The following is a 23,789-nucleotide window of genomic DNA, read 5'->3' on the forward strand; positions in this document are numbered from 1 at the left end:
TTTCATTCTGCTTCGGCGGCTGATTTTCCTTTCAGCCCGCAAAAATCGTCATTTAATGATTCTGAAACTGCTTTTTCGCTTTTTCAACGACGTAATGGCTTCCGCCGCGTTTTTTGACGTCTTGAATCATCATCGCGATCAAGAGGTCTTTCTTTTTATAATCGTAGCCGACAAACCAGCCGTTTTCTTTGCCGTCTTTATCTTCTTTTGACGTTTTCAGCTCGGCTGTGCCGGTTTTTCCGGCTACGGTAATGCCGCTTACGGCCGGCTGATATGCAGAGCCGCGCGGATCTTCCACGACGCCTCTCAGCCCTTTTGTGATTTCTTCGGCATTGGCTTTGGACACTACTTGCTTATGCCAGATTTGCGGTGTTTTTTCTCCGTCTTTGATTAATGTCGGTTTGACGAGATTTCCGTCTGTTACAAATGCGGTATAATCAGCCGCTAAGTGCAGCGGAGACATCAGCATCTGTCCTTGGCCGTAGCCCGTATCTCCGAGAAGAATCTCGGAATCAAGCTTGCCATTTGCGATTGACGACTTTTCAATCGGGAATTGGTACGGAATGTCTTCGTCAAAGCCAAATGTTTTTAATCCTTTTGTAAACGCGTCCGCTCCGGCGTCTATGGCATTTTGCGCAAAGTAGATGTTGTCCGATGTAATCAGCGCGTTTTCGAGATCCACTTCATTCAGGCGCTCTGATACGCGTGTGACATGGTAACCGCCCCAGCTTGAATCTTTCTGCCACTCTTTTCCGGTGATTTTTTTCTTTTCTGACGCTTTCAATGTGCCGTTTGTCAGGCCGACTGCCGCGGCAATCGGTTTAATCGTTGATCCCGGTGCATACAGCTTGTTGAATTTCGCTGAAAACGGATTGTCTTTATTTTCATTCAGCTTTTTCCATTCTTTGCCGCTCCAGCCGAAAATAAAGCCGTTCGGATCATAAGACGGTGCGCTGACAAGCGCGAGGGTCTCTCCCGTTTGCGGTTCAAGAGCGACTGCCGCTCCGCTGTCATCTTTCATGGAATCATACAGCTTCGTCTGCGTTTTCATATCAATCGTTACATGAATATCCTGCCCGTTTTCGGCTTTCTTTTCAGCAATGACCTCTCCCGTTTGCGGGACGTAAATTTTCCAGCCGGTCGTGCCGCGAAGCTTGTCTTCGTATACATTTTCAAGGCCGGCGGTTCCGATTTTGGAGGTGTCGCTGTATTGGCCTTCTTTCGCTTTTTTCAGCTGCTCCGCAGTGATTGTTTTAATATATCCGGTCAGATGGGCCGCTTTTTCCCCGTACGGATAGTAGCGGGAGCTGACTTTCGTTTTCGTCACGCCGTCTAATGCGAGCAGGCTTTTGACCTTGCTTTCATCATCCGGTCTGATTTTTTGAATCGGAACATAGGAGTCGTCTTTTACCCAGCCCTGATTCAGTTTGCTTTTGATATCGTCTTCAGAAAGGTCCAGTTTTTCAGACAGTTTTTTGATCACGCTGTCTTTATCCTTGCCGAGTTTTCCAGGGATAATGCCGATTTCCGGCACCTCCGTATTCACGGCGAGGCCTTTGCCGTCTTTGTCGTAGATTTGCCCGCGCTTCGGTTCTTCATTTGCGATCTGCACGGTTTTGTCATCGGAAAGCTGTTTGAAAATAAAAGAAGGATTCCAGTCGATGTTCCATGATTCTCCATCGTCTGTTTTTTCTTTTTTCAGGACGGCCGTGTTGTCAAAGGCGACCTTTCCTGCTTTTGTATCCATGCTGACTTTATAATCGATGTGCTGAAGGTCATCTTTTTTCTTATCGTCTTCGTCCTGTTTTTCGGCAGTGACTTTCAGATTTTTGACCCCTGCTTGTTCATAAATGGTTTCATATCGTTTTACAAAATCCTTTTTGGATAGTTTTTTCTTTTCATCCTGGGTGAGGCTTTGGTACATTTTATCGTAATGACCGCCATTCCAGTCTTTTACGAAATCTTTCATTCTGTCTTCAGCTGACTCCGATTTCGAGCAGCCGATTAAACCTATGATTCCTGCGAGTAAAAGTAATAGGTATAATCCTTTTTTCACTGTCTATTCCCCTGCCTTCCAATTGTTATTTTCTCCTAAACCAAATGAGGCTTGCAAGGATTTTTTACTTATAGTGTTTTAAATTTTTATGTTTTTCAGCTATTTTTGTCCATATTTTTATACAATGTATCTATTAATAAAAGGGGGAGTTCCGAATGATCAGAGAAGCAGCCATGCTGCATGTAAAAGAAGGTCTTGAAGGAGAATTCGAAGCGGCATTTCGCCGGGCGGAGCCGATTATAGCGGGTATGAAAGGTTATCTGTCCCATTCCTTGTCCAAATGTATGGAGGAAACGCATAAATATTTGCTGCTGGTGGAATGGGAAACATTAGAGGATCATACAATAGGCTTTCGCGGATCGCCGAAATATCAGGAATGGAAAGCCTTACTGCACCGTTTTTATTCACCTTTTCCCGTTGTGGAGCATTTTCAGGATCTATCAAACTCAGATTACGTGAAGCGTAAAACCGATTAAAGAGATCGACCATACAAAAACGGCGGTATATATATTGAATTTCCCGGAGCCGTCGTTTTCTTTCCGTTTTTCTTCCAGCCCCTGAATGAACATGACCGCACCGAGAAACACGAGCATAATCGGCTGTATGACAGATGTATGTTCTGCATACGTAAATGCGGCAGCAGCAAGTATAATAATCAGCATCGCGAGTGACAGTTTTAAAACGCGCAGCAAAAAAATCCATCCTTTCTGTTATCATTTTTTGAACACAATTCTATTTCTGTCTTTATCCCCCATTATTCTAGCGTACTTTTTGCGCGGATAGAACGAAAGTCGGACAATTTTAAGTTTGTTTTAAGGAGAACGAAAAGCGCGCTCCCGATGAAAAGGAGCGCGCGGTTTATGAGCGGGCGAGGCTTCCGTATCCGAGCCCCCTGAGAACGCATGCCATGACTTCATATCCTCTGCCGTTGGGGTGTACGCGGTCATGAGAGAGATATTCGTTCAGCTTTCCTTTGAAAGCGCTGTGGACATCGGCAATTTTGACGTGCGGCGCCGATGCGAGTGTGCTGAGGTGCGCATTATAAGAAGATATCCATTTCTCTGCAATGGAAATACCCGGGAAAGGGTTGTATAAATTGAAGACGCGGATCTCATAAGGAGACGGGTGCAGCCCTTTTAAGGCTGTGATCTTGGCTATCATCTTTTCAAAGTTCTCGTGACAGTGACTGGACACACTGGTGAACACCGAAGCGTCAGATGTTTGCTGATATTCCCGAACCGAATCGATCAAATCGTTGCCGCAGCCTGTAATGGTAATCATATCAGCAGCCTGAATCCGCCTCTGAATGTACGGCCAGGACATAAGCCCGAGAATTTCTCCCGTCTCAAGGCCTGATTTGGCAAAGATGGATACGTCGGTTCTTGTCTGTAAATCTTCTGCCATCATACGTCCGAACCGCTGAACAAAACCGGCGGAAAACGGGCCGGATCCCCTTCCCGTCGTCAAAGAATCCCCAAGCGCCGTATAAACAAGTCCCATTTTCTTTCCTCCACTCGTTACTATCGATATTGTAATGTACGCGAGTGAAGAAAAATTGGCTCGGTCAATAACCCAATTTCTCAGAAATATGCTGAGCGGCGTTTTTGACTTTTTCGGTTAAGTACGGCAGTCTGTCCTCTGAAAACCTGGCTTCAAAGCCGGCGATGCTGATTCCCGCAGCCACCTTACCTTCGTGATTGAAAATCGGCGCCCCGATCGCCGCCGTGTAATCCTCTAATTCCGAATAGCTGATCGTATATCCTGATTGTAATGACGTTTCAATGGATTGAAGCAGTTCAGCCGGATTCGTCATCGTGCCTGAAGCGATTGCGGCAAGCTTTGTTTTCTGAATGTATGTGTCAATCTCCTCTCGCGGCAGAAACGATAAAATGCTTCTGGCGCACGCTCCCGCATACAGCGGCGACCGGCGGCCGATTGCAGTATACAGCCGTACGGTTTGCGTTCCCTCAATTTTTTCGACGTAAATGGCTTCATCGCCGTCCCTCATAATCAGCTGAACGGCCTCATCCACTTCACCGCACAGCTTTTCCATCACCGGCTTGGCTATTTTCCTGATGTCCAGACGGTCAGAGACGAGCTGGCCGAATTGTAAAAAGATCAGACCAAGCTGATAACGGCCGTCCGCTGTCCGGGTGAGAAATCCCATTTCCTCCAGTGAACTTGCCATCCGGTGAACTGAGGTCTTCGGCATTTCCGATAGAGAAACCAGCTCATTTAAGCTCAGGCTCGGTTCGGTCAGGAATAAATGAAGCAGCTCCATTGATTTGATGACGGTTTTGTTTTTGTTTTCCATGACCTTTCATCCCCTTTGTCAGATCAGCCATTCCATTTTGAGTCTTGCTTTCAGCTCCTTCAGCTGCTGTTCCTTCTCCAACAGCAGCATTTCCGCCTCCTCCAGCGAAACAGCAGCGAACGTGATATGTTCCCCCGGCATCGTTTGGGCGGCAAGAGGAAGATCGGCGGATATGATATGCGCCATTCGCGGGTAGCCCCCCGTCGTCTGTCTGTCAGCCAGCAGTATAATCGGATTGCCGTCCGGCGGCACCTGCACCGTCCCAAATGTCACAGCCTCAGATACCATTTCAAGCGGCTCCCGCAATTCAAGCGGGGCGCCCTTCAGGCGGTAGCCCATTCGGTCGGATTGCGGCGTAACCGTATACGATTCTTGGTAAAAACGCCATTTTGCTTCTTCTGTAAACGCATGAAATTGAGCGCCTTCAAGCACGCGAATGACCGGATTTCTTTTCAGCGGCAAAAATCCTCTGCTGCTGACTGACCAATCCAGCGCTGAGAAACCATGCTGCCCGGGCGATTCGCTCAGACGGGCGGCGATCAGTTCCGAGCACTGCGTCATACCGCCGAGCGGCAGTTCATCATCTTTTTGCAGCGCTCTTCCGCAAAAGCCGCCGATCCCCGCTCTGACATACGTGCTCTTGCTTTCCATGACGGCGGGCACGTCAAATCCCCCCGCGACGGCAAGATAAGCGCGGCACCCCATTTTGCACGGCCCGAATGAGACGACGCTTGCTTCCTTTATCAAAATCGGTTTCCACAGAGGAGCGGGCTCCCCATTAATATGAAAGGCGAAATCGGCCCCCGTGACGGCAATGACCGCCGGTTCTGAAAACTCAAAGGAAGGACCGGGCCCCATGAGCGTAATTTCCAGCCCCGCCTCTGTTTCTTGATTTCCGGCAAGAAGATTGGCGATGCGCAGAGAAATTGTATCCATTGCGCCGCTGCCCAGTACGCCGTATTTCTGATACCCTGTTCGGCCCGTATCCTGAATCGTCGTCAGAAGACCGGGCTTCACCACTTTCATGCTCATTCGGCTCCCTCCTTGATGCGGCTGTATTCTTCCGCTGAGATCCGGACGAATTTCACAGTATCGCCCGCTCTCAACAGGCTTGGCGGTTGTTCTTCAGGCCTGAAAAGCCGAAACGGAGTGCTGCCGATCAGCTGCCAGCCGCCGGGGGTGGATATCGGATACACACCGGTCTGCATCCCTGCGATTCCTACTGAACCGGCCGGGATCGACGGCCTTGGCGACGCCTTTCTCGGCGCTCTGATCCGCTCAGACATTCCTCCTAAAAACGGAAATCCCGGCGCAAACCCGAGCATATAAACGAGATATTCGCCTTCGGTATGAATGCGGATGACGTCTTCCGGCGTCAGATCGTTCATCTCAGCGACGTCTTCTAAATCAGGACCGAACTCACCGCCGTAGCAAACGGGGATTTCCATCCCCCGGCGCTCTTCCTGCCGGGCGGCCTTTATATGGCTGAGGCGTTCTGTCACTTCTTTCTTGACCAAAGCAAAAGGAGAGACGCCTTTTTTTATTTGTGAGACGGCATACACATCATAAAAGATCGTCAAGCTTGTGAATGCCGGAATACATTCAACGAAGCCCGGAAACGGCCGTTCTTCAATACAGGCGGCCGCCGCATGCACCCGGCTGTTGACTTCTTCGCTGATGTGCCCGCCAAAGCGGATGATAACGGCGGAATCACCGTGCGGCTGTATATCAAGCGCTGTATTGCCGCTATACTGCTTCATTGTCATCACCTCGTTGTTTTCTTTCTCACTTACAGAACAGCAAGCGATTCGTTCCGTATATCAGTGATCAGCATGTGCCCCGGTGAATGGGTTATCACGATATCGGGCTTTGTTTCCATGATCACCGCCTGCGGTGTAACGCCGCACGCCCAGAATACGGGAACTTCGCCTTCTTGCACCGTTACGGCATCTCCGAAGTCCGGCTGATTCAGATCGCTGATGCCGATGCTTTTCGGATTCCCGATGCGGACGGGGGCGCCGTGCACAGCAGGAAAACGCGACGTGACTTGTGCCGCGCGGACTGCCAGTCTTTCCGGAATCGGCCTCATGCTGACGACCATCTTTCCTGAAAACGGGCCCGCCGGAACACAGTCAATATTTGTTTTATACATGGGAACGTTCACGCCTTCATCAATATGCCTGATTGGAATGTGCTGATTGATAAGGGCTTGCTCGAATGAAAAACTGCAGCCTATCAAAAAGCCGACAAAATCATCCTTCCAATATGGCGTGAGATCCGTTACCTCTTCAGTAAGCACGCCATGCCGATAGATTCTGTATTTCGGAAAGTCCGTCCGGATATCAGCTCCCGGCGCAGCTATTGCCGGAACGGGTGAACCCGCATCCGTCACGTCAAGCACCGGACAAGGCTTTTGATTGCGCTGGCAGAATAAGAGAAAATCAAAGGCAAGATCCTTTTGCAAAACGACGAGATTGGCTTGTGCGTAAGAAGCGGCCAACCCCGCCGTCGGTCCGGTCATCCGCCCTTTTCTGATAAGCTGCCTGACTTCTTCGGGACTTTTCATGCCATCAGCCCCATAGCTGCGGCATTTGCGAAAATAATGTATAGATGCCCATAACCGCCATGACAACGACTACGATTGCCCCCGCGATCGTCAGCCAGATCGGATGCTTGTAGTCGCCGACGACTTTTTTCTTATAAGCACCCAACAAAATCATCGCTAATGCAAGCGGCAGAATTAAGCCGTTAAGCGAACCGACCGCGACCAGAATTTTGGCAGGCTGGCCGATCGTGACAAAAATGAGAGTGGATACGATGATAAAAGCGATAATGACGCCGTTCGAATGCTTTTCGATTTTTGCCGAGAACGATTTGAAGAAAGACACTGACGTATATGCGGCGCCGATGACAGACGTAATAGCCGCAGACCACATGATGACACCGAAAATTTTATAGCCGACATTTCCCGCCGCAAGCTTGAACACAGAAGCCGCGGGATTATCAGGATCAATGCGCAGGCCCTTTGAGACGACGCCGAGCACGGCGAGAAAGAGGGCAATCCGCATAACAGATGTAATCAATACGCCTGTGACGGAGCTTTTCGTGACCTGAGGAATGACTTCCTTCCCTTGAATGCCTGAATCAAGCAAACGGTGGCCGCCGGCAAATGTAATGTATCCGCCGACCGTGCCGCCGACAAGCGTCACGATCGCCAGCACACTGATATGATCAGGCATAAAAGTTTTCACAACGGCGTGTCCGACCGGCGGAGCCGTCGTTACGGCAACATACACCGTCAATACGATCATGACAATTCCGGCGATCTGCATAAAACGGTCCATGACTTTTCCGGCTTCCTTTATGACGAAAATCAGAACCGCAATTGCAGCGCTGATTAAAGCGCCGATCTCCGGTTTGATTCCGAATAATACTTGAAGGCCGAGACCCGCGCCGCCGATGTTTCCGATATTAAATGCAAGTCCGCCGAGCACCACCAGAAAAGCAATGGCATAACCGGCGCCCGGAAGCACCATATTTGCAATCTCTTGGCCGCGCTTTCCGGAAACTGCGATAATCCGCCATACATTGGTTTGCGCGAAAATGTCCAAAATAATAGAGATTAAAATGATAAAGCCGAAGCTTGCGGCCAATGTATTGGTAAACGTGGCCGTTTGCGTCAGAAAGCCGGGCCCGATTGATGATGTCGCCATCAGAAATGTCGCGCCTAAAAGCAGCGACCATTTGCCGGAAGCCTTTCCGGCTGTTTTTTTCTTTTGCTCCATGCTGTCTTCCTCCCTCTGCTGCTCAGTCTTTTGAAAGCGCACTGATTTGAATGTCAGCCGCTTTTAATTCGTTTCTGATTGTTTTGGCGAATGTCAGCGCGTGGGCGCCGTCTCCGTGAATGCAGACGGTGTCCGCTTTCAGGCTTACAGCTTGTCCCTTACGTGATGTCACCGTGTTGTCTTTCACCATTTGAATCACTTGCCCGACCGCTTTTTTGTCATCCTGAATCAGCGCGTCCGGCTGTGAACGCGGCGTCAGCGTGCCGTCTTCCTGATAGGTGCGGTCTGCAAACACTTCGCTTGCCGTCTGCAGTCCGATTCGATCTCCCGCTTTAATCAGCTCGCTTCCGGATAGCCCGAAAAGAATGAGTCCGGGATCAAAATGAGAGACCGCCTGAGCGATGGCCTCCGACAGGCCGCGGTTGACGGCGGCCATATTATATAAAGCGCCGTGCGGCTTTACATGCTGCATCACGACACCTTCTGCCTTTAAAAAACCTGACAGCGCGCCGATTTGGTACAGTGTCAGATCATACGCTTCCTCAGGCGTAATCGCGATCTGCCGCCGCCCGAATCCCTGAAGATCGAACAGCCCGGGATGAGCGCCGATTTTCACGCCCTTTTCCGCCGCAAGCGCAACCGTTTTGCGCATCACGCTGGGATCACCCGCATGAAAGCCGCAGGCGATGTTTGCAGATGTCACATAATCCAAAATCTCTTCATCCATCCCGATCTTATATGCACCGAAACTTTCTCCTAAATCACAATTGATGTCAATCTGAAACATAAGCTCCCTCCTGTATTGTAAACGTTTTATATGATTATCATTCCGCTATTCGGAATGACTATTCTGAATTATTGAATTTCTCTTCATTATATCAATTCTGACACGTTTGAACATCCCTTTGTCAGAAAACCTACCATGGACCTAGTCACAAATGTGACAAAACAAAAAAGAGAGCCTCATCCAGAGACTCTCTTTTTTCTATTATAACACCCAGTGGCGAATCGCTTTGGCGACTCCGTTTTCCGTGTTGACATCAGTCACCCAGTCAGCGGTTTCTTTTACGATATCCTGCGCATTTCCCATGGCGACGCCGACACCCGCTTTTTCAATCATCGCAATGTCATTCAGACTGTCACCCATAGCCATCACATTTTCCATCGTAAAGCCGAGTTTTTCCGATACCTTCGCCAGCGCCGCCGCTTTATTGATGCCGAGGGCATTGACTTCGATATTGATCGGGCTGGAGTTTGTGACTTCGAGCTCCTTGTTTTCTTTCAGCTCTTTCAGCACCTCATTCCGCACATCGTCATCCTCGATTTCGAATCCGAACTTGAGCCACTGATGATCCGTAATCGTTTCCGGGAATTCCCCTCTCCACACTTTATCGACGGTAGAGGCCCAGAAATTCGTCTTGTGCTTATTTCTCAGATCCCATAATTTTTGAATATGATCGGTATGAAGAAGCTTGCGCTCAACCAGCTCAAAGTTGGAATCCCAGATTTCGCTGCCGTTTGCCGTAATTAAAAAGGATGACAGTTCGAGAGACTCAGCCAGTTCGCGGCATGTCATCAGCGTGCGTCCGGTGCTGATGACGACGTGAATTCCTTTCGCCTCCGCTTCCTTGATCGCCCGCCGGTTTTCCTCCGGGATGAGCTGCTCGTCATTGAGCAGGGTTCCGTCCATATCAATCGCGATCAGTTTAATATCTGCGTCTTCTCTTTGTATCGGCATATATGTACCTCACTTTTTATAATGTAGTCGTCTCTATTTTAATACATATGACCCACAGGAACAAAAAACCGCTCCTGACGTTTGGCGGGGAGAACGTTGAGGAAAAGAAATATTGAGGTGATGGAGGATGAAAGAAAGAAAACAGAAAAACAAACCGAATGAAAATCCTGAACATCATGATTTAACCGATCCGATTCCGCTGGAAGAACTGAAGGAAAACGCCAATGACGAAAAACACAAACACGACCAAAGAGACAATTCACAGAGTGAAAGAGATTATGATACAAAATAACAGGCTTTTTTTTACGATGGTGCGATAAATATGCTGATCTCAGCTTCCGCCACCGGATTCCCGGCAACGGACGCTTTCGCCCGGCCGAACACAAACCCGCGCCTCGTTCGCGTGACTTCAAACAGCAGATCCAGACGGTCTCCCGGCAAAGCGGCGCCTAATCTTTCCGCTTTCTTCACCGCGGATAATAGACCGAGGCTGTGACCGCCGGTAATTCCCGCGCAAGCCGCCGTTTGGGCCATCGCTTCAATGACGAGTGTAAACGGCATCTCTCTTTGTGATTCGGTTATAAACCAGTCATTTTCACTGATGTTTTTGTAAGCAGCCGCCCATTTTCCGGCTTCACTGTTCTTCGTGCCGTCAATCAAAAGAAACGGAAAACGATGGGGCAATAGCTTCTGATTCATCACGCAGCCTCCCTTCCCTCTCATTATAACGCAAGAAAAAACCCGCGTCCCCCGACGCGGATTCATCTTATTGATTGAGTTTTTTGAGCACGATGCCGTGCAGCGGCTCATGCGGCTGAATACCGCAAATGTCTTCCAGAACACCGCTCGTTCCTTTTTCCGCGATAAGCTTCTGCAGCTCAACCGCTTCCGGATCATCATGATAGTCAAAGCGCAGGGCGGCGGCGATGCCTTCTGCCAGCGCGTTCGGTTCTTTTATTTTTTTTGCGGGCCCTACTAATCTATCATTCGCTCCGAGTTTTCTGAGCGGTGATCTGGCGACTCTTGTCACATCATCCGTGATGTATTCATTTTCAAAACGACTGATGATTTTCTTCATGTACTGCTCGTGTTCGGCTTGCTTAAAGCCGTACGCTTTCACCAAGTACTCGCCCGTTTCTGAAAGTGCATCGTACACGACACGCCGGATTTCCGGATGGCCGATGGCCTCTTTGACGGTTTTTAATCCGCGCTGATAGCCGACGTACGCCGTAACGGCATGGCCGGTATTGACGGTAAACAGCTTTCTCACGATGAAAGGCGTAAGATCATCCGTAAATATCGCACCTTTAAGTGCCGGCTGGCCGCCGGCAAAGCCGGTTCTGTCTATGACCCATTCAAAAAACGGTTCTACGGATACTTTCAGCGGGTCTTCATGGTGCTGAATCGGCACGATCCGGTCCACCGCAGAATCAGGGAAGCCGACCGTCCGGTCAACGAGTTCCCGCTCCGCTTCCGTCAAATGTCCGAAAACTTCTTTTTTCAGAAAACGGCTGCCGCCGATCATATTTTCACAGGCAATGATATTGAGAGGCTCAGAGGACGTTCTGCGCTTCAGCCCTTCCGCGATCGACGGGGCGATGAGCCTCAGAACGTTCGGGCCCACCGCCGTCGTAATGATCGCCGCGTCATTGATCAGCCTGAACAGCTCTTGTTCTTGCGCCGCGCTGTTGATGGCTGAAACGGGGCCGATGATTTCTGTCTGCCGGCCGCCGTCGGCAAGCTCCACGGTATATTCCTTCTTATCATTGAGAAGGCCGACCATCGTTTCATTCACGTCTGCAAAAACAACCTCATAGCCGGAATGATGGAGCAAAGCGCCGATAAAGCCCCGCCCGATGTTTCCCGCTCCGAAATGAAGGGCAATCATGTCAGTTCACCTCGCTGAAAATCGCTGCCAGTTCTTCTTCCGTCTTTGCACTGATCAGCCGCTCGATGTTTTCTTCCTCTGAGCAGATGATGGCGATGTTTGACAGAATGTCTAAGTGTTCATTGTTTTTTCCGGCGATACCGAAAACGACCTTTGCCGTATTGCCTTCACCGTATTCCACCCCGTCCGGAATCTGGATGACGGAAATGCCTGAATGAAGCACCTCATCCTTCGCATCTTCCGTGCCGTGCGGGATCGCGATGAAATTCCCCATGAAAGTCGATGATGTTTCTTCACGTTCGAACATTTTTTCCACGTAGCCGTTCTTCACGTAGCCGTTATCAATCAATGTCTGTCCCGCGAGGCGGATGGCATCCTCTTTTGAGTTCACCGTCTGGTTCAGTTTGATGTTCGCTTTAGCCAATACTTCCATGATGAAGATCCCTCTTTCTGTTTGATTAGTTTTTAAGCTTTTCAATCAGTTCATCGTATTTCGGGCTGTTCAAGAAATTATCAACCGAAATGTGCACCGCCTGCGGCAGCTTCGTTTTCGCACGGTCAGTCAGGTCCTTATGCGTAATGACGATATCCGCGTCATTCGGAAGATTATTGATCGACGTATTTGTCACATCAATGTCAAGTTCTGCTTTTTTCACTTTGTTTCTTAAAATGGAGGCGCCCATTGCGCTCGATCCCATACCCGCGTCGCATGCGAAGATAATGCGGCTGACTTGGTCAGCGGAAATATCAGCGGCGCTGTTTTCCGGCTCTTCCTCTTTGTCCGCCAATGCGGCCGCCGCTTCGCTTTTCCTGCCTTTCATTTCCTGCATTTTTTCCGCTGCGGCTGTCAAATCTTCTTCGCCCGCTTTAGACGATTTCAAAATAAGCGCCGAGACGATAAACGATACGGCCGCTGCCACGATGACGCCCGCCAGCACGCCGAGATAGCTTCCCTTCGGTGTCAGCGCCAAAATGGCGATGATGCTGCCCGGAGATGATGCGGCGACAAGACCTGCGTTAAAAATCGAGAATGTGAGCAGTCCGCTCGCTCCCCCGGCGATCGCCGCGAGGATCAGCATCGGTTTCATTAAAATGTAAGGGAAATAGATTTCATGAATCCCCCCGAAGAAATGAATGATCGCCGCACCCGGAGCCGTCGATCTTGAAGAACCTTTCCCAAAGAACATGTATGCCAGTAAAATACCGAGTCCAGGCCCGGGGTTCGCTTCCACTAAGAACAGAATGGATTTACCCGCTTTGGCTGCCTGCTCAATTCCGATCGGACTTAAAATGCCGTGGTTGATCGCGTTATTCAGGAACAGGACTTTCGCCGGTTCTACGAAAACGCTTGCAATCGGCAGCAAATTCGCGTGGACAATGACTTCCACACCCGCCGCCAGCAATTTGTTAAGAGACAGGACGACCGGGCCGATCGCATAAAACGCGATAATTGTCAGCACCGCGCCGATAATTCCCGCCGTGAAGTTGTTGATCAGCATTTCAAAGCCCTGTCTGACTTTATCTTTAAACACACGGTCTAATTGTTTAATGAGATAACCGCCCAAAGGCCCCATAATCATTGCCCCTAAGAACATCGGTATGTCCGCTCCGACAATGACTCCGATGGCCGCTGTCGCTCCGACGACTCCCCCGCGGTGATCATAGATCATTTTTCCGCCCGTATATGCGATTAAAAGCGGCAGAAGATACGTAATCATCGGGCTTACCAATGTATTCAGCTGCGGATTCGGAAACCATCCCGCAGGAATAAACAGCGCGGTGATAATTCCCCATGCGATAAATGCGCCGATATTCGGCATGATCATACCGCTTAAATAACTGCCGAACCGCTGTATCTTTACTTTCATGCCAGCTTGCTGTTCTTGCTGCATATCATTTCCCTCCCTGTTTGCCTGCCTTAAGATGAAAATAAATAAGACACGGGGTTTTCTTTCGCCCCTGTGCCTTCATCATAAAACGCTTACAATCCTCATTCAATGAAAAGTAAAGAGGAGTTTGGCACAGAGACAGTGACAAATCCTTAACTAAAAAAAGACACCTCATCAAAGGTGTCTTACCGCTTCCTGTATATAATGTGTCCTTTTGTAACGACAAGTTTGGCAATGATCCGCTCACTGACAATAAACACCGGATACGCACATACGAGCGCAAAAATGGCGGCCGGCACATACCGCGCGGCCGGAATCATCGGCATGACGGCGGTTCTGGCCATCTGCACAAGATAAATCAAAAGCACGGTTATCGCAATGGCCACAGCCATAATCGGAGCTGATACTTTATATTCACGCAATTTCACATGGCAATGTCCGCACTGAAACTGGCACGGGATCATGGATGATCTGACCATGTCGCCTGTAATCGGCTTGCCGCAGTTCGGGCAGGTCGTTTCTTTCATGTTTATTCCTCCATTCAACTCTTCTATTATAACAGAGTCTGTCTCCGCGTTTTACATTTGTGATTGTTCAACATATTTTCACACATTTTATCATCAGGCTCTTGTGCACATTTGTGAAAACATCTACTCTTAAAGGGAGGTTCATCACTCATTCGCATAAAAAGGAGGATGCAGAATTGCTTCCGATTAACAGACAGCAAACCTTGCTTGAATGGCTGAAAGAGGAGGGCGCGCTGAAAATCTCTGACATAAGCGAGAGATTCGGCGTCTCCGAGATGACCGTGTACAGAGACGTCAATCAGCTGGCGGATGCAAACCGGATTATCCGGACACCCGGCGGCATTACGCTCCCGCCCGCTTCAGAAAAAAGCGCTAATCAATGCGGCTATTGCCTGCGGCCGATTCAGCATTCATATTCTGTCCAGCTCATTACTGTTTCACAAGCCGTTGAGCAGATGTGCTGCATTCATTGCGCGATTTTGCGGTATGAGGATAAAAAGGAAGAAGTGTCTCATGTCATTTGTAAGGATTTTCTTCTCCAGACAACGCTGACGGCCGCTTCTGCTTACTTTTTAGTCCATGCCGATATTGACCTTCATTGCTGCCGGCCTCAGGCGATTCCCTTCTCAACGCGTGATTACGCAGAACGGTTTCAAAAAGGATTCGGCGGGGTCATTTGCACCTTTGACGAGGCGGCGGACATCATCTTACACGACAGGCAGAAGGGATGCACCTGCAGCAAGACATAACAACAACCAACCGGAAGGCGGTGTCACAAGCCATGAGACAGAACAAACGCTGGCTCATCTTTTTGCTGTTCCTTGTTTTGATTCCGAAAACAAGTTTTGCCCACGCCTACATCACAAACTCAAACCCGGGTGAGAACAGCGAATTAAAACAAGCGCCGAAGCAGATTGAAATTGAGTTTAATGAACAGATTGAAGAAGGCTTCCACTCCATTAAGGTCTATAATTCATCCGGCGAACGGGTCGATGCCGGCAAAACGGTGATTCAAAAAAGTGATGCCCGCATCATGACCGCGGCCTTGAAAAAAAATCTGCCGCATGATATTTACAGAGCGGAATGGAACGCGGTGTCGGCCGACGGTCACCCGGTATCCGGCGTCATTCCTTTCAGTATCGGGAAAGCCGGCGGTGAACTTCAGGAGCAAACATCATCGCAAGCGGCGCTTCATCCCGAAGCGGCCATCGACCGCGGTATTTTGTATACCGCTCTCTCCCTGTTTATCGGCACGGCGTTTTTCCACCTGTTTTGGTACAGAAAAAATGATTCATCAAAAGCAAAACGAACTGTAAAGCTGCTCGTGATTTCCTTATGTTTAACGGGGCTTGCGCTTGTCTGCCAGCTCCCGATCCAGACGAAAGAAAACGCGGGCGGCGCTTGGAGCGCCGCGTTTCAGCCGGACTATGTAAAAGAAACGCTTCTGAAAACGGCAGGCGGGTGCGTCTGGATGATCCAGATCAGCCTATTTATCCTGCTTGCCCTGTCCATGATCCCGCTGCTGAAGAAGAAAGCTTTCCGGTCATTTGCGTACTGGACGGCGCCGCTGCTGTTCTTTTTCGCTTCGCTTTTGGCAAAAGCATTCGCCGGACATGCGGCGGTTATTGACGAAAAAGCGGTCGGCATCGCGATGGATTTTCTCCATTTATCAGCCGCGTCTGTATGGACCGGCGGTATAGCCGTGCTTGTGCTCCTTCTTTCATCAGAGTGGAGAAAAACAGATAAAACCGCCGCCTGGGAAACGGTCAGACGCTTTTCTCCTTGGGCATTCGCCTCTGTCGGCGTGCTTTTATTTTCAGGTGTGCTGAACGGATTTTTCATTATCCGTTCGTTTGATTCACTCTTTCACACCGCTTACGGCAAGACGCTCCTTTTGAAAATCGGGCTGTTTGTCATCATGCTTGCGCTCGGCGCCATTCACGTATGGATGACGAAGTTCCGCAGAAAAAGGAGCATCAGCGCAACGATAAAGGCCGAATGGGCAATCGGCATTGCGGTGTTATTTACAACCGCTGTCTTCACAAGCCTGCCCAGCCCGCCGCCGCCCGCGCCATTGCCTTTTAACGGCTCAGAAATGATCGGAAACGGGGAAACCCTGTCCCTGCATATTACGCCGAACCAGCCGGGTAAAAATGAATTTCAAGTCATTGTCACCGATCATAACGGCGGCTTGGTAAAAGACATTCAGCAATTTACGGTGACTGTTTATCAGACGGGCTTCAGCGGCAAACAGCATGAAAGCACCTTTGATTTGAAAAAGACGAAGGAAGGCACATTCGAAGCCGCCAACCTGTCCATCACCGAAAAGGGAAACTGGAAGATCAAAGTCCACGGACTGACAAGCGATTTCAATGAAATCAACCAAGTATTCTCAACGACAAACTAAGGAGTGTATCTCATGTTGAAAAAAAAGGCTTTCGTATTCATATTTGCCGTGACCCTGTCACTCACCGGTTTTACGGCTGCAGCAAGCGCCCACGTCTCCGTCAAACCCGCGGAATCCGCGGCGGGTTCTTGGGAAACGTACACAATGAAAGTGCCTGTGGAAAAAAATGAGCCGACAACGAAAGTCGTGCTGAAAATGCCCGCGGGCGTTGAATTCCAGCAGTATCAGCCGATTCCGGGCTGGAAAACATCCGTATCAAAGCATGATGACAAGGCGGTCTCCGTCACTTGGGAAGCAAAGGACGGCGGCATTCAGCCCGGTCAATTCCAGCAGTTCACATTCGTTGCGAAAAACCCTGAAAAGACCGCGGATGCCGCTTGGGATGCCTACCAATATTACAAAGACGGCAGCATTGTAGAATGGACGGGTGATGAGAACGCCGACACGCCTCACTCGATTACGAAAATCACAAAAGCGGCGAACGTGACGGATGCTCACGGAGCTGAACAGTCAAATGAAGAAAGCAAATCCGGCGTATCTGCGCTTGATATTGCGGCCATCGTCCTGTCAGCTGCGGCGATTATCCTTTCGATCGCGGCGCTTGTAAAGAAAAAACGCGCGTAAGCAAAAAGCGATCCGGCTCTAAAGAGCCTGAGATCGCTTTTTTTCTTATCCGCGGCCTGCCTGGAATGACGGATATTTGGTCATTCCGCCGTCAGCAAACAGTGTAATGCCGGTCACGTAGCTTGATTCCTTTGAAGCGAGCCAGACGGCGACGGCCGCGATTTCTTCCGGCTCACCGATATATCCCATCGGAATCATGCTTTCGACATCTTTTTTCTGGACGGGATCCGCGAATTTTTCCGCATTGATCGGCGTATTGATCGCGCCCGGTCCGATATTGTTAACACGGATGCGCTTCGGCGCGTACTCAAGCGCCAGCGTTTCCGTCATCAATTTAATGCCGCCTTTACTTGCCGCGTAGTGGACAAACAGCGGCCACGGAATCATTTCGTGTACGCTCGACATGTTAATGACGTTTCCTTGAATATCATTTTCCACGTAATATTTAATGGCTTCGCGGCTCCCCAGAAAAGCGCCGGTCAGATTGGTATTGATGACTTTGTTCCAGTCTTTTAACGGCATTTCATGCGACTGAACCGGATTTTCCATGCCGGCGTTATTGATCATGATATCCAATGTGCCGAATTCTTTCACCGCGGTCTGGACGATGTTTTTCACATCTTCTTCTTTTGTGACGTCACCTTGAATGATGACTGCTTCACCGCCCGCTTTTTGAACCCCTTCTTTTACGGTTTGGGCCTCTTTTTCATTACTGTAGTAGTTTATGACGACTTTCGCCTGCTCCTGTCCGAAGCGGAGCGCCATCGCTTTTCCTAATCCTGATGATGCTCCCGTAATGGCTACGACTTTTCCTTTTAAATCCGTGTACATGTTCAAACCTCCTGCATGTTGTTATGAATTTGATTTTGCAATGCCTAAGAATATTGCGGCTACGATGATCAGGATAATCCCGATGGCAATGGCGACCAGCTGGCGCTTCGTTTTGCTCTCACGAAGGATGAAGATTCCGCCGAGCGTGCTGATGACGATCCCCATTTGAGACAGGGAAAAACTTGTCGCAACACCAACGCGCGGCTGTGAGATGAACAGAAACATATTCCCGAGCGCCCAGATGATTCCCGGCAGAATGTTCTTGAGGGCGTACTTATTAAACGGTTTATGCTTGTACGTCAGGAGCAGCCCGCCGATAACCATCCCGATCGCCTGCGGCAGAAGCGCTGACCAGCCGGATACGCCGAACAGCCGGGCCACGACGACATAGACCAAATAACCGAGCGTAGAGATCAGCAGGATGACAATGCCTTTTTTTAAATTTCCCGGTTCTCCGTCCGCCCGCCCTTTTTTATCTTCTAAAGATGTGAGCACTATACCGACGATGATTAAAATAAGGGCGAGAATACCCAGCGTAATCGCGATGGGGGTTGACCATTCTTTGAATACGATCACCCCGAACAAAGAAGTCGAGACGAGCTGCATTCCCGTTGATATCGGCATCGTTTTTGAAACGCCCATCAGCTGGATGCTTTTTAGCTGATTGCTTTGGCCGAGCGACCAAAACAGCCCCGATATGATGCCGACAATAAAAATGCGCCCTGACAGCACCGGATGGACAAACAGATACAGCACAAACGAAACGATGAGCGCCCCGATTGTGGTACCCAGCGTCTGGCTGTAAGGCCCGCCGCCTAATTTGACGTTAAATAACACGATGCTCCCCCAAAACAAAGCCGGGAGAAGAGCCAGTAATATATCCATGATGGCGACCTTCTTTCAATCGTATTTGCTGTTATTTTGTCTGGAATTGAACCGATTATTCTCAAATCACAACAAAAAAGCCTGCCGGCGATTTTACCGGCAGGCTGCCCATTAAAAAAAGCCCCGCTCAGAAGCAGGGGCTCTTTTTTGGCTATTAAAGTCCGATTGACATGTATTTGGTTTCCAGATACGGCTCAATGCCTTCCGTACCGCCTTCACGGCCGATGCCGCTTTCTTTCATTCCGCCGAACGGCGCTTGAACCGCTGACGGGCCGCCGTCATTCCAGCCGATGATGCCGTATTCAAGCTGTTCTGAAATATAGATGCCGCGGCGGTAGTTTTCTGTAAAGAAATAAGCCGCAAGCCCGAACGGCGTATCGTTCGCAAGCTTGATCGCTTCATCGATATCTGAGAACGTAACGATCGGCGCAACCGGGCCGAATGTTTCTTCATGCATGATGTTCATGGATGTATCTACGTTTGACAGCACGGTCGGCGTCACGAAATAGCATCCTTTTTCATCGTTTTGGTCATATGTTCCGCCTGTCAGCACTTCTGCGCCTTTTTCCACGGCATCATTAATTTGAGCGACGATTTTATCGAACCCTTTTTTGTTGATGACAGGACCGACGTTTACGCCTTTTTCAAGACCGTTTCCGACTTTGAGTTTCGCAGCTTCTTCACTCAGTTTTTTCGCAAACTCGTCTTTCACGGATTCGTGTACGATCAGACGGTTCGCACAGACGCAGGTTTGGCCGGCATTTCTGAATTTAGAGGCCATTGTTTGGGCTACCGCCAGATCAAGATCAGCGTCTTCATCTACGATCAGCGGCGCATGTCCGCCAAGCTCCATTGACATATGTTTTACGGTGTCGGCGCTGTTTTTCATCAGGATTTTGCCGACAGGCGTTGAGCCGGTAAAGGTAATTTTGCGGATTTTCGGGCTGCTGGTAAAAACGTTTCCGATTTCAGCTCCGTCACCGATCACCACTTGCAGCACGTCCTTCGGAATTCCCGCTTCATACGCGAGACGCGCAAGGGCGTAAGCGGAAAGCGGCGTATCCTCCGCGGGTTTGATGATGAACGTACAGCCTGCGGCCAAAGCGGGCGCGGCTTTTCTTGTAATCATCGCATTCGGGAAATTCCACGGCGTGATCGCGGCTACCGGGCCGACCGCCTGGCGGGTGACGACGATCCGTTTGCCCGTTGTCGGCGCAGGGACGGTTCTGCCGTAAATCCGTTTTGCTTCCTCGGCAAACCATTCAATATAGCCGGCGCCGTATAAAACTTCTCCGACCGCTTCTTCGTACGGTTTACCATTTTCCTTCGTAATTAATTCCGCAAGTTCTTCTTTATTTTCAACAATCAGCTCATACCATTTTCTCAAAAGTGAGGCACGTTCTCCCGCTGATGTTTTGGACCATGATTGAAACGCTTGATGTGAACGTTCAATCGCTTTTTCAACTTCTTCGGCCGTCTGCTGGGCGATGCTTTCGATCGCCTCTCCCGTTGCCGGGTTGTACACTGTTAATTGTTCTGGCATATTGAACATTCCTTTCTCTCCTATAGTAAAGCCATTGAATGCTTGTTGATATATCTCACACTTTCATGATAGCAGACCCATCCGCCGGCATACCAATAATTGAACTCACAGAGCTGCTTCGATAATGGAAAGGCCTTTTTTGAGCTGTTCATCCGTCACGACAAGCGGCGTCAGAAATCGGATAATGTTGCCGTTAATCCCCGCCGTCAGCAGCAGCAGTCCGTTCTCATTCGCCGTTTTAGCGATCGCCGCGGCTTTTGCTTTGTCCGGTTCCCGCGTGTCCGGATCTTTGACAATTTCGATGGCCGCCATCGCGCCGAGTCTGCGCACTTCTCCGATACACGCATGCTCTTTTTTCCATTCAAGCGCTTGATGCTCAATGATGCGGCCGATCTCTTCAGAACGCTGATTAAGTCCTTCTTCTTCAATAATATCCAGGACGGCAAGCGCAGCCGCACAGCCGAGAGGGCTTCCCGCATATGTGCCTCCAAGTTCCCCCGGCGCAGCGGCATCAAGCATTTCCGCCCGGCCGATGACGCCGCTCAGCGGCAATCCGGCCGCAAGTGATTTGGACACGGTGATCAAATCAGGGACGGCCCCGAAATGCTCGATTGCAAAATACGTTCCCGTTCTCGCAAATCCGGTCTGAATCTCATCTGCCACGAAAACGATGCCGTGCTTTTTACAAAAAGCGGCGACATGCTGCACGAAACGTTTTGAAGGAATGATGAAACCGCCTTCTCCCTGAACCGGTTCCATAACGACACAAGCGACCGTTTCCGGCGCAACTGCAGCGATAAAGAAATCATCAAAAGCACTGATGATAAAGTCGTCATACTGCTCGTCAGTCATGCCGGCCGGCTTTTGATAATAGTAAGGAAACGGCGCCTGATACACTTCCGGGGCAAACGGGCCGAATCCGTATTTATAAGGTTTCACCTTGCTCGTCATGCTCATCGTCATGTTCGTGCGGCCGTGGAACCCTCTTGTAAATGACACGACAGCCTGGCGGTTCGTATATTTTCTGGCGATTTTCACGGCGTTTTCCACCGCTTCCGCTCCGGAGTTGAGAAGAATCGCTTTTTTCGCATGATCTCCCGGCGCAAGGGCGCAAAGTTTTTCGGCAAGTTCAATATAAGACGGATACATCATGACGTTAAATCCCGGGTGAATCAGATCCTCCGCCTGTTTCTTCACCGCCTCCACCACTTTCGGATGGGAATGGCCGACATTCAGCGTTCCGATCGCTCCGGCAAAATCAATGAATCGTCTGCCGTCCAAATCGTATAAAAGCGCCCCTTCCCCTTTTACCGCCATGCCGCGGTTTCCGTTGCCGACCCCTTTGGAAACGAATTGATCCCGTTTTTGCTGCCACTGGGCAGTTGTCACTTCCGTTGATGCTGTTTGACTCATAGATTTCATCCCCTTGCGTTATTTTTCTTATCATTCTGACTTCTTTTTGGTATGATGAAAAGTACCAAAATCAATTTATCTATGGTACCAGAAAGGGGGTCATGGTCTTTATGCTGACAATTTCCATTGATCATTCGGAAACGGCGGATTATATATACCAGCAGATCTATCAGCACATAAAAGCGGCCGTTTTGAAGCGAAGCCTGATGCCTCACACAAAGGTGCCGTCTAAACGGGAGCTTGCCGAGACGCTGAAGGTCAGCGTGAATTCAGTGAATTCGGCTTATCAGCAGCTGCTTTCGGAAGGTTATTTATATGCAGTCGAAAGAAAAGGTTTTTTCGTTGAGGAAATTGATACGGTTTATCATGAAAAAACGCCTTCGCTCTTATTGCCTGAAGATTTAAAAAAGCGGGAGACGGATAAAAGCGGCTGGATTTCATTTTCGCATATGAGCGTGGATACGGCGCATTTCCCCCTGAAAAGCTGGTTCCGCTGTGAGCATAAAGCAGCCGCCCGTTCGTTTCATACACTCGGAGAACTCGTCCATCCGCAAGGCTTATACGAAGTCCGTGAAACAATTTCGAGGCTTATTTCCCTGACAAGGGGCGTTACATGCCGACCGGAACAAATCGTGCTCGGGGCGGGCACGCAAATGCTGATGCAGCTGCTGACGGAACTGCTGCCAAAAGACGCGCTGTACGCGATGGAGAACCCGGGATATATGAGGATGTACCGGCTGCTGCAAAACCTCGGGAAAAAGACGGCCACGATCAGCCTCGATGAAAAAGGCATGTCCATAGCCGAAATCGAAAAGCGCCGGCCCAGTGTATTGATCACCACGCCGTCCCATCAATTTCCCTCAGGGGTAATCATGCCGGCTTCCCGGCGGATTCAGCTTTTAAACTGGGCCGCCGAACAGAGCGGCCGCTTCATCATTGAAGATGATTATGACAGTGAATTTAAATATGACGCCGATACGATCCCTGCGCTTCAAAGCCTTGACCGGTTTCAAAATGTCATCTACATGGGGACCTTTTCAAAATCCCTTTTCCCCGGCCTGCGCATCAGCTACATGGTTCTGCCGCCCGGGCTTTTGCGGACGTTTAAAGAGAGAACGTATGACCTTAATACGTGCAGCACGCTTGCCCAGCTGGCGCTTAAAGAATTTATCGATTCAGGTGAATATCAGAAACATATAAAAAAGATGAAGCAGCATTATAAGAACATGCGGGAACGCCTTATTTCGGCTTTGGACGAAACCTTCGGGGAAAGAATCCATGTAAAGGGCGCCAATGCCGGGCTTCATTTTGTCACGGAGTTTGACTGCGCCCGTTCAGAAAAAGAAATGTTGGCGCGGGCGGATGCAGAACAGCTCGATCTGTTTGCGATGAGCCGGTTCCGTCTGAAAATGGGAGGCGATTCATATAAGCCGCAGCTCATTCTCGGCTTCGCCCGCCTGAAGGAGAGCGATATTCAGGAAGGCGTCACAAGGCTTTACCGGACGGTTTTCGGCGCATAAAAAAACCCCGGAATTCGGGGACTATTTACCAGCGGTCCGGCTCTGTCTGCAAAATCGCCTCCAGCAGGCCGGGAAACGCCGCTTGTAAATCATCTTTGCGCAGGGAATAATAACGGTGCTTCCCGTCTATGCGCACTTGGGCGATCCCCGCTTCCCGGAGCACTTTAAAGTGATGGGACAGCGTTGATTTGGCGACCCGGACATCCGCACATGTGCCGCACGTTTTTTCAGTTGTTTCCGCCAATTGTTTGACCAGCTCTAAGCGGAGCGGATCACTCAGAGCATGAAGAACCTTTGTCAGCTGTAAGCGGTCGGTTTCAGGATGATTTGGAATGTTCATGAGTCAAATGTAACACATAAAAGCGGCGG

General features: G+C 49.7%; 26 protein-coding genes. 6 read left to right on the forward strand and 20 right to left on the reverse strand.

Translation table 11 applies throughout. The features are described 5' to 3' along the window. Positions 1 to 52: 52 nt before the first annotated feature. Positions 53 to 2,056 (reverse strand): penicillin-binding transpeptidase domain-containing protein, encoded by a 2,004-nt coding sequence (locus tag AUL54_RS08660; protein ID WP_045926230.1) that lies wholly within the window; start codon positions 2,054 to 2,056, stop codon positions 53 to 55. Between the two features lie 155 nt (positions 2,057 to 2,211). On the opposite strand from AUL54_RS08660, the gene AUL54_RS08665 reads away from it, so the two are divergent. Continuing rightward, a complete protein-coding gene (locus tag AUL54_RS08665; RefSeq protein WP_060963584.1) occupies positions 2,212 to 2,532 on the forward strand; it encodes an antibiotic biosynthesis monooxygenase family protein in 321 nt (106 codons plus the stop codon). Here the strand turns inward: AUL54_RS08665 and AUL54_RS08670 are convergent. The 9 genes from AUL54_RS08670 to AUL54_RS08710 form a co-directional block, all read right to left on the reverse strand. Continuing rightward, positions 2,503 to 2,718, reverse strand: a complete 216-nt coding sequence (locus AUL54_RS08670) for a YczI family protein (RefSeq protein ID WP_406795068.1) — start codon at positions 2,716 to 2,718, stop codon at positions 2,503 to 2,505. The genes AUL54_RS08665 and AUL54_RS08670 overlap by 30 nt on opposite strands. A gap of 196 nt (positions 2,719 to 2,914) precedes the next feature. Then, positions 2,915 to 3,556: a GDSL-type esterase/lipase family protein gene (locus AUL54_RS08675; RefSeq protein ID WP_060963585.1), complete on the reverse strand. Its 642-nt coding sequence runs from the start codon at positions 3,554 to 3,556 to the stop codon at positions 2,915 to 2,917. A 64-nt stretch (positions 3,557 to 3,620) separates the two neighbouring features. Then, complete coding sequence (locus tag AUL54_RS08680; protein ID WP_060963586.1) at positions 3,621 to 4,370, reverse strand: IclR family transcriptional regulator; 750 nt, start codon at positions 4,368 to 4,370, stop codon at positions 3,621 to 3,623. A gap of 18 nt (positions 4,371 to 4,388) precedes the next feature. Then, positions 4,389 to 5,402 carry a 5-oxoprolinase subunit C family protein gene (locus AUL54_RS08685; RefSeq protein WP_060963587.1) on the reverse strand — a complete coding sequence of 338 codons (1,014 nt, stop codon included), beginning with the start codon at positions 5,400 to 5,402 and terminating at the stop codon, positions 4,389 to 4,391. Next, complete coding sequence (gene pxpB / locus AUL54_RS08690; protein WP_060963588.1) at positions 5,399 to 6,130, reverse strand: 5-oxoprolinase subunit PxpB; 732 nt, start codon at positions 6,128 to 6,130, stop codon at positions 5,399 to 5,401. Before pxpB ends, AUL54_RS08685 begins: the two co-directional genes overlap by 4 nt. 29 nt (positions 6,131 to 6,159) lie before the next feature. Beyond that, complete coding sequence (locus AUL54_RS08695; protein WP_060963589.1) at positions 6,160 to 6,936, reverse strand: putative hydro-lyase; 777 nt, start codon at positions 6,934 to 6,936, stop codon at positions 6,160 to 6,162. Positions 6,937 to 6,940: 4 nt separating this feature from the next. Further along, positions 6,941 to 8,155: an NRAMP family divalent metal transporter gene (locus AUL54_RS08700; RefSeq protein ID WP_060963590.1), complete on the reverse strand. Its 1,215-nt coding sequence runs from the start codon at positions 8,153 to 8,155 to the stop codon at positions 6,941 to 6,943. A 22-nt stretch (positions 8,156 to 8,177) separates the two neighbouring features. Continuing rightward, entirely contained in the window at positions 8,178 to 8,942 is a 765-nt protein-coding gene (locus tag AUL54_RS08705; RefSeq protein WP_060963591.1) for a 5-oxoprolinase subunit PxpA, read from the reverse strand. A gap of 201 nt (positions 8,943 to 9,143) precedes the next feature. Beyond that, on the reverse strand, positions 9,144 to 9,893 hold the full coding sequence (locus AUL54_RS08710) for a Cof-type HAD-IIB family hydrolase (protein ID WP_060963592.1): 750 nt from the start codon (positions 9,891 to 9,893) through the stop codon (positions 9,144 to 9,146). A 127-nt stretch (positions 9,894 to 10,020) separates the two neighbouring features. Between AUL54_RS08710 and AUL54_RS21175 the strand changes: the two genes are divergently transcribed. After that, positions 10,021 to 10,185 carry a hypothetical protein gene (locus tag AUL54_RS21175; protein WP_003156294.1) on the forward strand — a complete coding sequence of 55 codons (165 nt, stop codon included), beginning with the start codon at positions 10,021 to 10,023 and terminating at the stop codon, positions 10,183 to 10,185. Between the two features lie 11 nt (positions 10,186 to 10,196). Here AUL54_RS21175 and AUL54_RS08715 read toward each other — a convergent pair whose 3' ends face one another. From AUL54_RS08715 to AUL54_RS08735, 5 genes are all read right to left on the reverse strand, one after another. After that, positions 10,197 to 10,592 (reverse strand): 3-hydroxyacyl-ACP dehydratase FabZ family protein, encoded by a 396-nt coding sequence (locus tag AUL54_RS08715; protein ID WP_060963593.1) that lies wholly within the window; start codon positions 10,590 to 10,592, stop codon positions 10,197 to 10,199. Between the two features lie 67 nt (positions 10,593 to 10,659). Beyond that, positions 10,660 to 11,781 carry a mannitol-1-phosphate 5-dehydrogenase gene (locus AUL54_RS08720; RefSeq protein ID WP_060963594.1) on the reverse strand — a complete coding sequence of 374 codons (1,122 nt, stop codon included), beginning with the start codon at positions 11,779 to 11,781 and terminating at the stop codon, positions 10,660 to 10,662. A gap of 1 nt (position 11,782) precedes the next feature. Then, positions 11,783 to 12,214: a PTS mannitol transporter subunit IIA gene (locus AUL54_RS08725; protein ID WP_012116817.1), complete on the reverse strand. Its 432-nt coding sequence runs from the start codon at positions 12,212 to 12,214 to the stop codon at positions 11,783 to 11,785. A gap of 25 nt (positions 12,215 to 12,239) precedes the next feature. Then, a complete protein-coding gene (locus AUL54_RS08730; RefSeq protein WP_060963595.1) occupies positions 12,240 to 13,673 on the reverse strand; it encodes a PTS mannitol transporter subunit IIBC in 1,434 nt (477 codons plus the stop codon). A gap of 182 nt (positions 13,674 to 13,855) precedes the next feature. Then, a complete protein-coding gene (locus AUL54_RS08735; RefSeq protein WP_060963596.1) occupies positions 13,856 to 14,197 on the reverse strand; it encodes a hypothetical protein in 342 nt (113 codons plus the stop codon). Between the two features lie 176 nt (positions 14,198 to 14,373). Between AUL54_RS08735 and AUL54_RS08740 the strand changes: the two genes are divergently transcribed. Genes AUL54_RS08740 through AUL54_RS08750 form a run of 3 tightly spaced genes read left to right on the forward strand, consistent with a single transcriptional unit; the run spans position 14,374 to position 17,228 of the window. Continuing rightward, positions 14,374 to 14,946, forward strand: coding sequence for a DeoR family transcriptional regulator (locus tag AUL54_RS08740; protein ID WP_047476249.1), 573 nt, complete (start codon positions 14,374 to 14,376; stop codon positions 14,944 to 14,946). A gap of 32 nt (positions 14,947 to 14,978) precedes the next feature. Next, positions 14,979 to 16,604 (forward strand): copper resistance CopC/CopD family protein, encoded by a 1,626-nt coding sequence (locus AUL54_RS08745; RefSeq protein ID WP_060965074.1) that lies wholly within the window; start codon positions 14,979 to 14,981, stop codon positions 16,602 to 16,604. Between the two features lie 12 nt (positions 16,605 to 16,616). Further along, positions 16,617 to 17,228, forward strand: a complete 612-nt coding sequence (locus tag AUL54_RS08750) for a YcnI family copper-binding membrane protein (protein WP_060963597.1) — start codon at positions 16,617 to 16,619, stop codon at positions 17,226 to 17,228. 45 nt (positions 17,229 to 17,273) lie between these two features. Here the strand turns inward: AUL54_RS08750 and gdh are convergent, their stop codons facing one another. The 4 genes from gdh to gabT form a co-directional block, all read right to left on the reverse strand. Beyond that, the gene (gdh, locus tag AUL54_RS08755) at positions 17,274 to 18,059 is read right to left on the reverse strand and encodes a glucose 1-dehydrogenase (RefSeq protein WP_060963598.1); all 786 of its coding nucleotides are present in this window, start codon (positions 18,057 to 18,059) and stop codon (positions 17,274 to 17,276) included. A gap of 21 nt (positions 18,060 to 18,080) precedes the next feature. Then, positions 18,081 to 18,944, reverse strand: coding sequence for a RhaT/GlcU family sugar-proton symporter (locus AUL54_RS08760; RefSeq protein ID WP_016937246.1), 864 nt, complete (start codon positions 18,942 to 18,944; stop codon positions 18,081 to 18,083). Positions 18,945 to 19,098: 154 nt separating this feature from the next. After that, the gene (gene gabD, locus AUL54_RS08765) at positions 19,099 to 20,487 is read right to left on the reverse strand and encodes a succinate-semialdehyde dehydrogenase (RefSeq protein WP_060965075.1); all 1,389 of its coding nucleotides are present in this window, start codon (positions 20,485 to 20,487) and stop codon (positions 19,099 to 19,101) included. Between the two features lie 105 nt (positions 20,488 to 20,592). Then, the gene (gene gabT / locus AUL54_RS08770) at positions 20,593 to 21,900 is read right to left on the reverse strand and encodes a 4-aminobutyrate--2-oxoglutarate transaminase (RefSeq protein WP_060963599.1); all 1,308 of its coding nucleotides are present in this window, start codon (positions 21,898 to 21,900) and stop codon (positions 20,593 to 20,595) included. 110 nt (positions 21,901 to 22,010) lie between these two features. Between gabT and gabR the strand changes: the two genes are divergently transcribed. Beyond that, on the forward strand, positions 22,011 to 23,420 hold the full coding sequence (gene gabR / locus AUL54_RS08775; protein ID WP_060963600.1) for a MocR-like transcriptional regulator GabR: 1,410 nt from the start codon (positions 22,011 to 22,013) through the stop codon (positions 23,418 to 23,420). A 25-nt stretch (positions 23,421 to 23,445) separates the two neighbouring features. Here the strand turns inward: gabR and AUL54_RS08780 are convergent, their stop codons facing one another. Further along, the gene (locus AUL54_RS08780; RefSeq protein WP_003156322.1) at positions 23,446 to 23,760 is read right to left on the reverse strand and encodes an ArsR/SmtB family transcription factor; all 315 of its coding nucleotides are present in this window, start codon (positions 23,758 to 23,760) and stop codon (positions 23,446 to 23,448) included. Positions 23,761 to 23,789: the final 29 nt, after the last annotated feature.

This window comes from Bacillus sp. SDLI1 (assembly GCF_001553895.1).
Taxonomy (GTDB): Bacteria; Bacillota; Bacilli; order Bacillales; family Bacillaceae; genus Bacillus; species Bacillus siamensis.

Bases quoted from the DNA above. Each gene is read 5' to 3' on its own strand.
- AUL54_RS08665 (WP_060963584.1), top strand. From the start codon at position 2,212: ATGATCAGAGAAGCAGCCATGCTGCATGTAAAAGAAGGTCTTGAAGGA.
- AUL54_RS08670 (WP_406795068.1), bottom strand. From the start codon at position 2,718: ATGCTGATTATTATACTTGCTGCTGCCGCATTTACGTATGCAGAACAT.
- AUL54_RS08675 (WP_060963585.1), bottom strand. From the start codon at position 3,556: ATGGGACTTGTTTATACGGCGCTTGGGGATTCTTTGACGACGGGAAGG.
- AUL54_RS08680 (WP_060963586.1), bottom strand. From the start codon at position 4,370: ATGGAAAACAAAAACAAAACCGTCATCAAATCAATGGAGCTGCTTCAT.
- AUL54_RS08685 (WP_060963587.1), bottom strand. From the start codon at position 5,402: ATGAGCATGAAAGTGGTGAAGCCCGGTCTTCTGACGACGATTCAGGAT.
- pxpB (WP_060963588.1), bottom strand. From the start codon at position 6,130: ATGAAGCAGTATAGCGGCAATACAGCGCTTGATATACAGCCGCACGGT.
- AUL54_RS08695 (WP_060963589.1), bottom strand. From the start codon at position 6,936: ATGAAAAGTCCCGAAGAAGTCAGGCAGCTTATCAGAAAAGGGCGGATG.
- AUL54_RS08700 (WP_060963590.1), bottom strand. From the start codon at position 8,155: ATGGAGCAAAAGAAAAAAACAGCCGGAAAGGCTTCCGGCAAATGGTCG.
- AUL54_RS08705 (WP_060963591.1), bottom strand. From the start codon at position 8,942: ATGTTTCAGATTGACATCAATTGTGATTTAGGAGAAAGTTTCGGTGCA.
- AUL54_RS08710 (WP_060963592.1), bottom strand. From the start codon at position 9,893: ATGCCGATACAAAGAGAAGACGCAGATATTAAACTGATCGCGATTGAT.
- AUL54_RS21175 (WP_003156294.1), top strand. From the start codon at position 10,021: ATGAAAGAAAGAAAACAGAAAAACAAACCGAATGAAAATCCTGAACAT.
- AUL54_RS08715 (WP_060963593.1), bottom strand. From the start codon at position 10,592: ATGAATCAGAAGCTATTGCCCCATCGTTTTCCGTTTCTTTTGATTGAC.
- AUL54_RS08720 (WP_060963594.1), bottom strand. From the start codon at position 11,781: ATGATTGCCCTTCATTTCGGAGCGGGAAACATCGGGCGGGGCTTTATC.
- AUL54_RS08725 (WP_012116817.1), bottom strand. From the start codon at position 12,214: ATGGAAGTATTGGCTAAAGCGAACATCAAACTGAACCAGACGGTGAAC.
- AUL54_RS08730 (WP_060963595.1), bottom strand. From the start codon at position 13,673: ATGCAGCAAGAACAGCAAGCTGGCATGAAAGTAAAGATACAGCGGTTC.
- AUL54_RS08735 (WP_060963596.1), bottom strand. From the start codon at position 14,197: ATGAAAGAAACGACCTGCCCGAACTGCGGCAAGCCGATTACAGGCGAC.
- AUL54_RS08745 (WP_060965074.1), top strand. From the start codon at position 14,979: ATGAGACAGAACAAACGCTGGCTCATCTTTTTGCTGTTCCTTGTTTTG.
- AUL54_RS08750 (WP_060963597.1), top strand. From the start codon at position 16,617: ATGTTGAAAAAAAAGGCTTTCGTATTCATATTTGCCGTGACCCTGTCA.
- gdh (WP_060963598.1), bottom strand. From the start codon at position 18,059: ATGTACACGGATTTAAAAGGAAAAGTCGTAGCCATTACGGGAGCATCA.
- AUL54_RS08760 (WP_016937246.1), bottom strand. From the start codon at position 18,944: ATGGATATATTACTGGCTCTTCTCCCGGCTTTGTTTTGGGGGAGCATC.
- gabD (WP_060965075.1), bottom strand. From the start codon at position 20,487: ATGCCAGAACAATTAACAGTGTACAACCCGGCAACGGGAGAGGCGATC.
- gabT (WP_060963599.1), bottom strand. From the start codon at position 21,900: ATGAGTCAAACAGCATCAACGGAAGTGACAACTGCCCAGTGGCAGCAA.
- gabR (WP_060963600.1), top strand. From the start codon at position 22,011: ATGCTGACAATTTCCATTGATCATTCGGAAACGGCGGATTATATATAC.
- AUL54_RS08780 (WP_003156322.1), bottom strand. From the start codon at position 23,760: ATGAACATTCCAAATCATCCTGAAACCGACCGCTTACAGCTGACAAAG.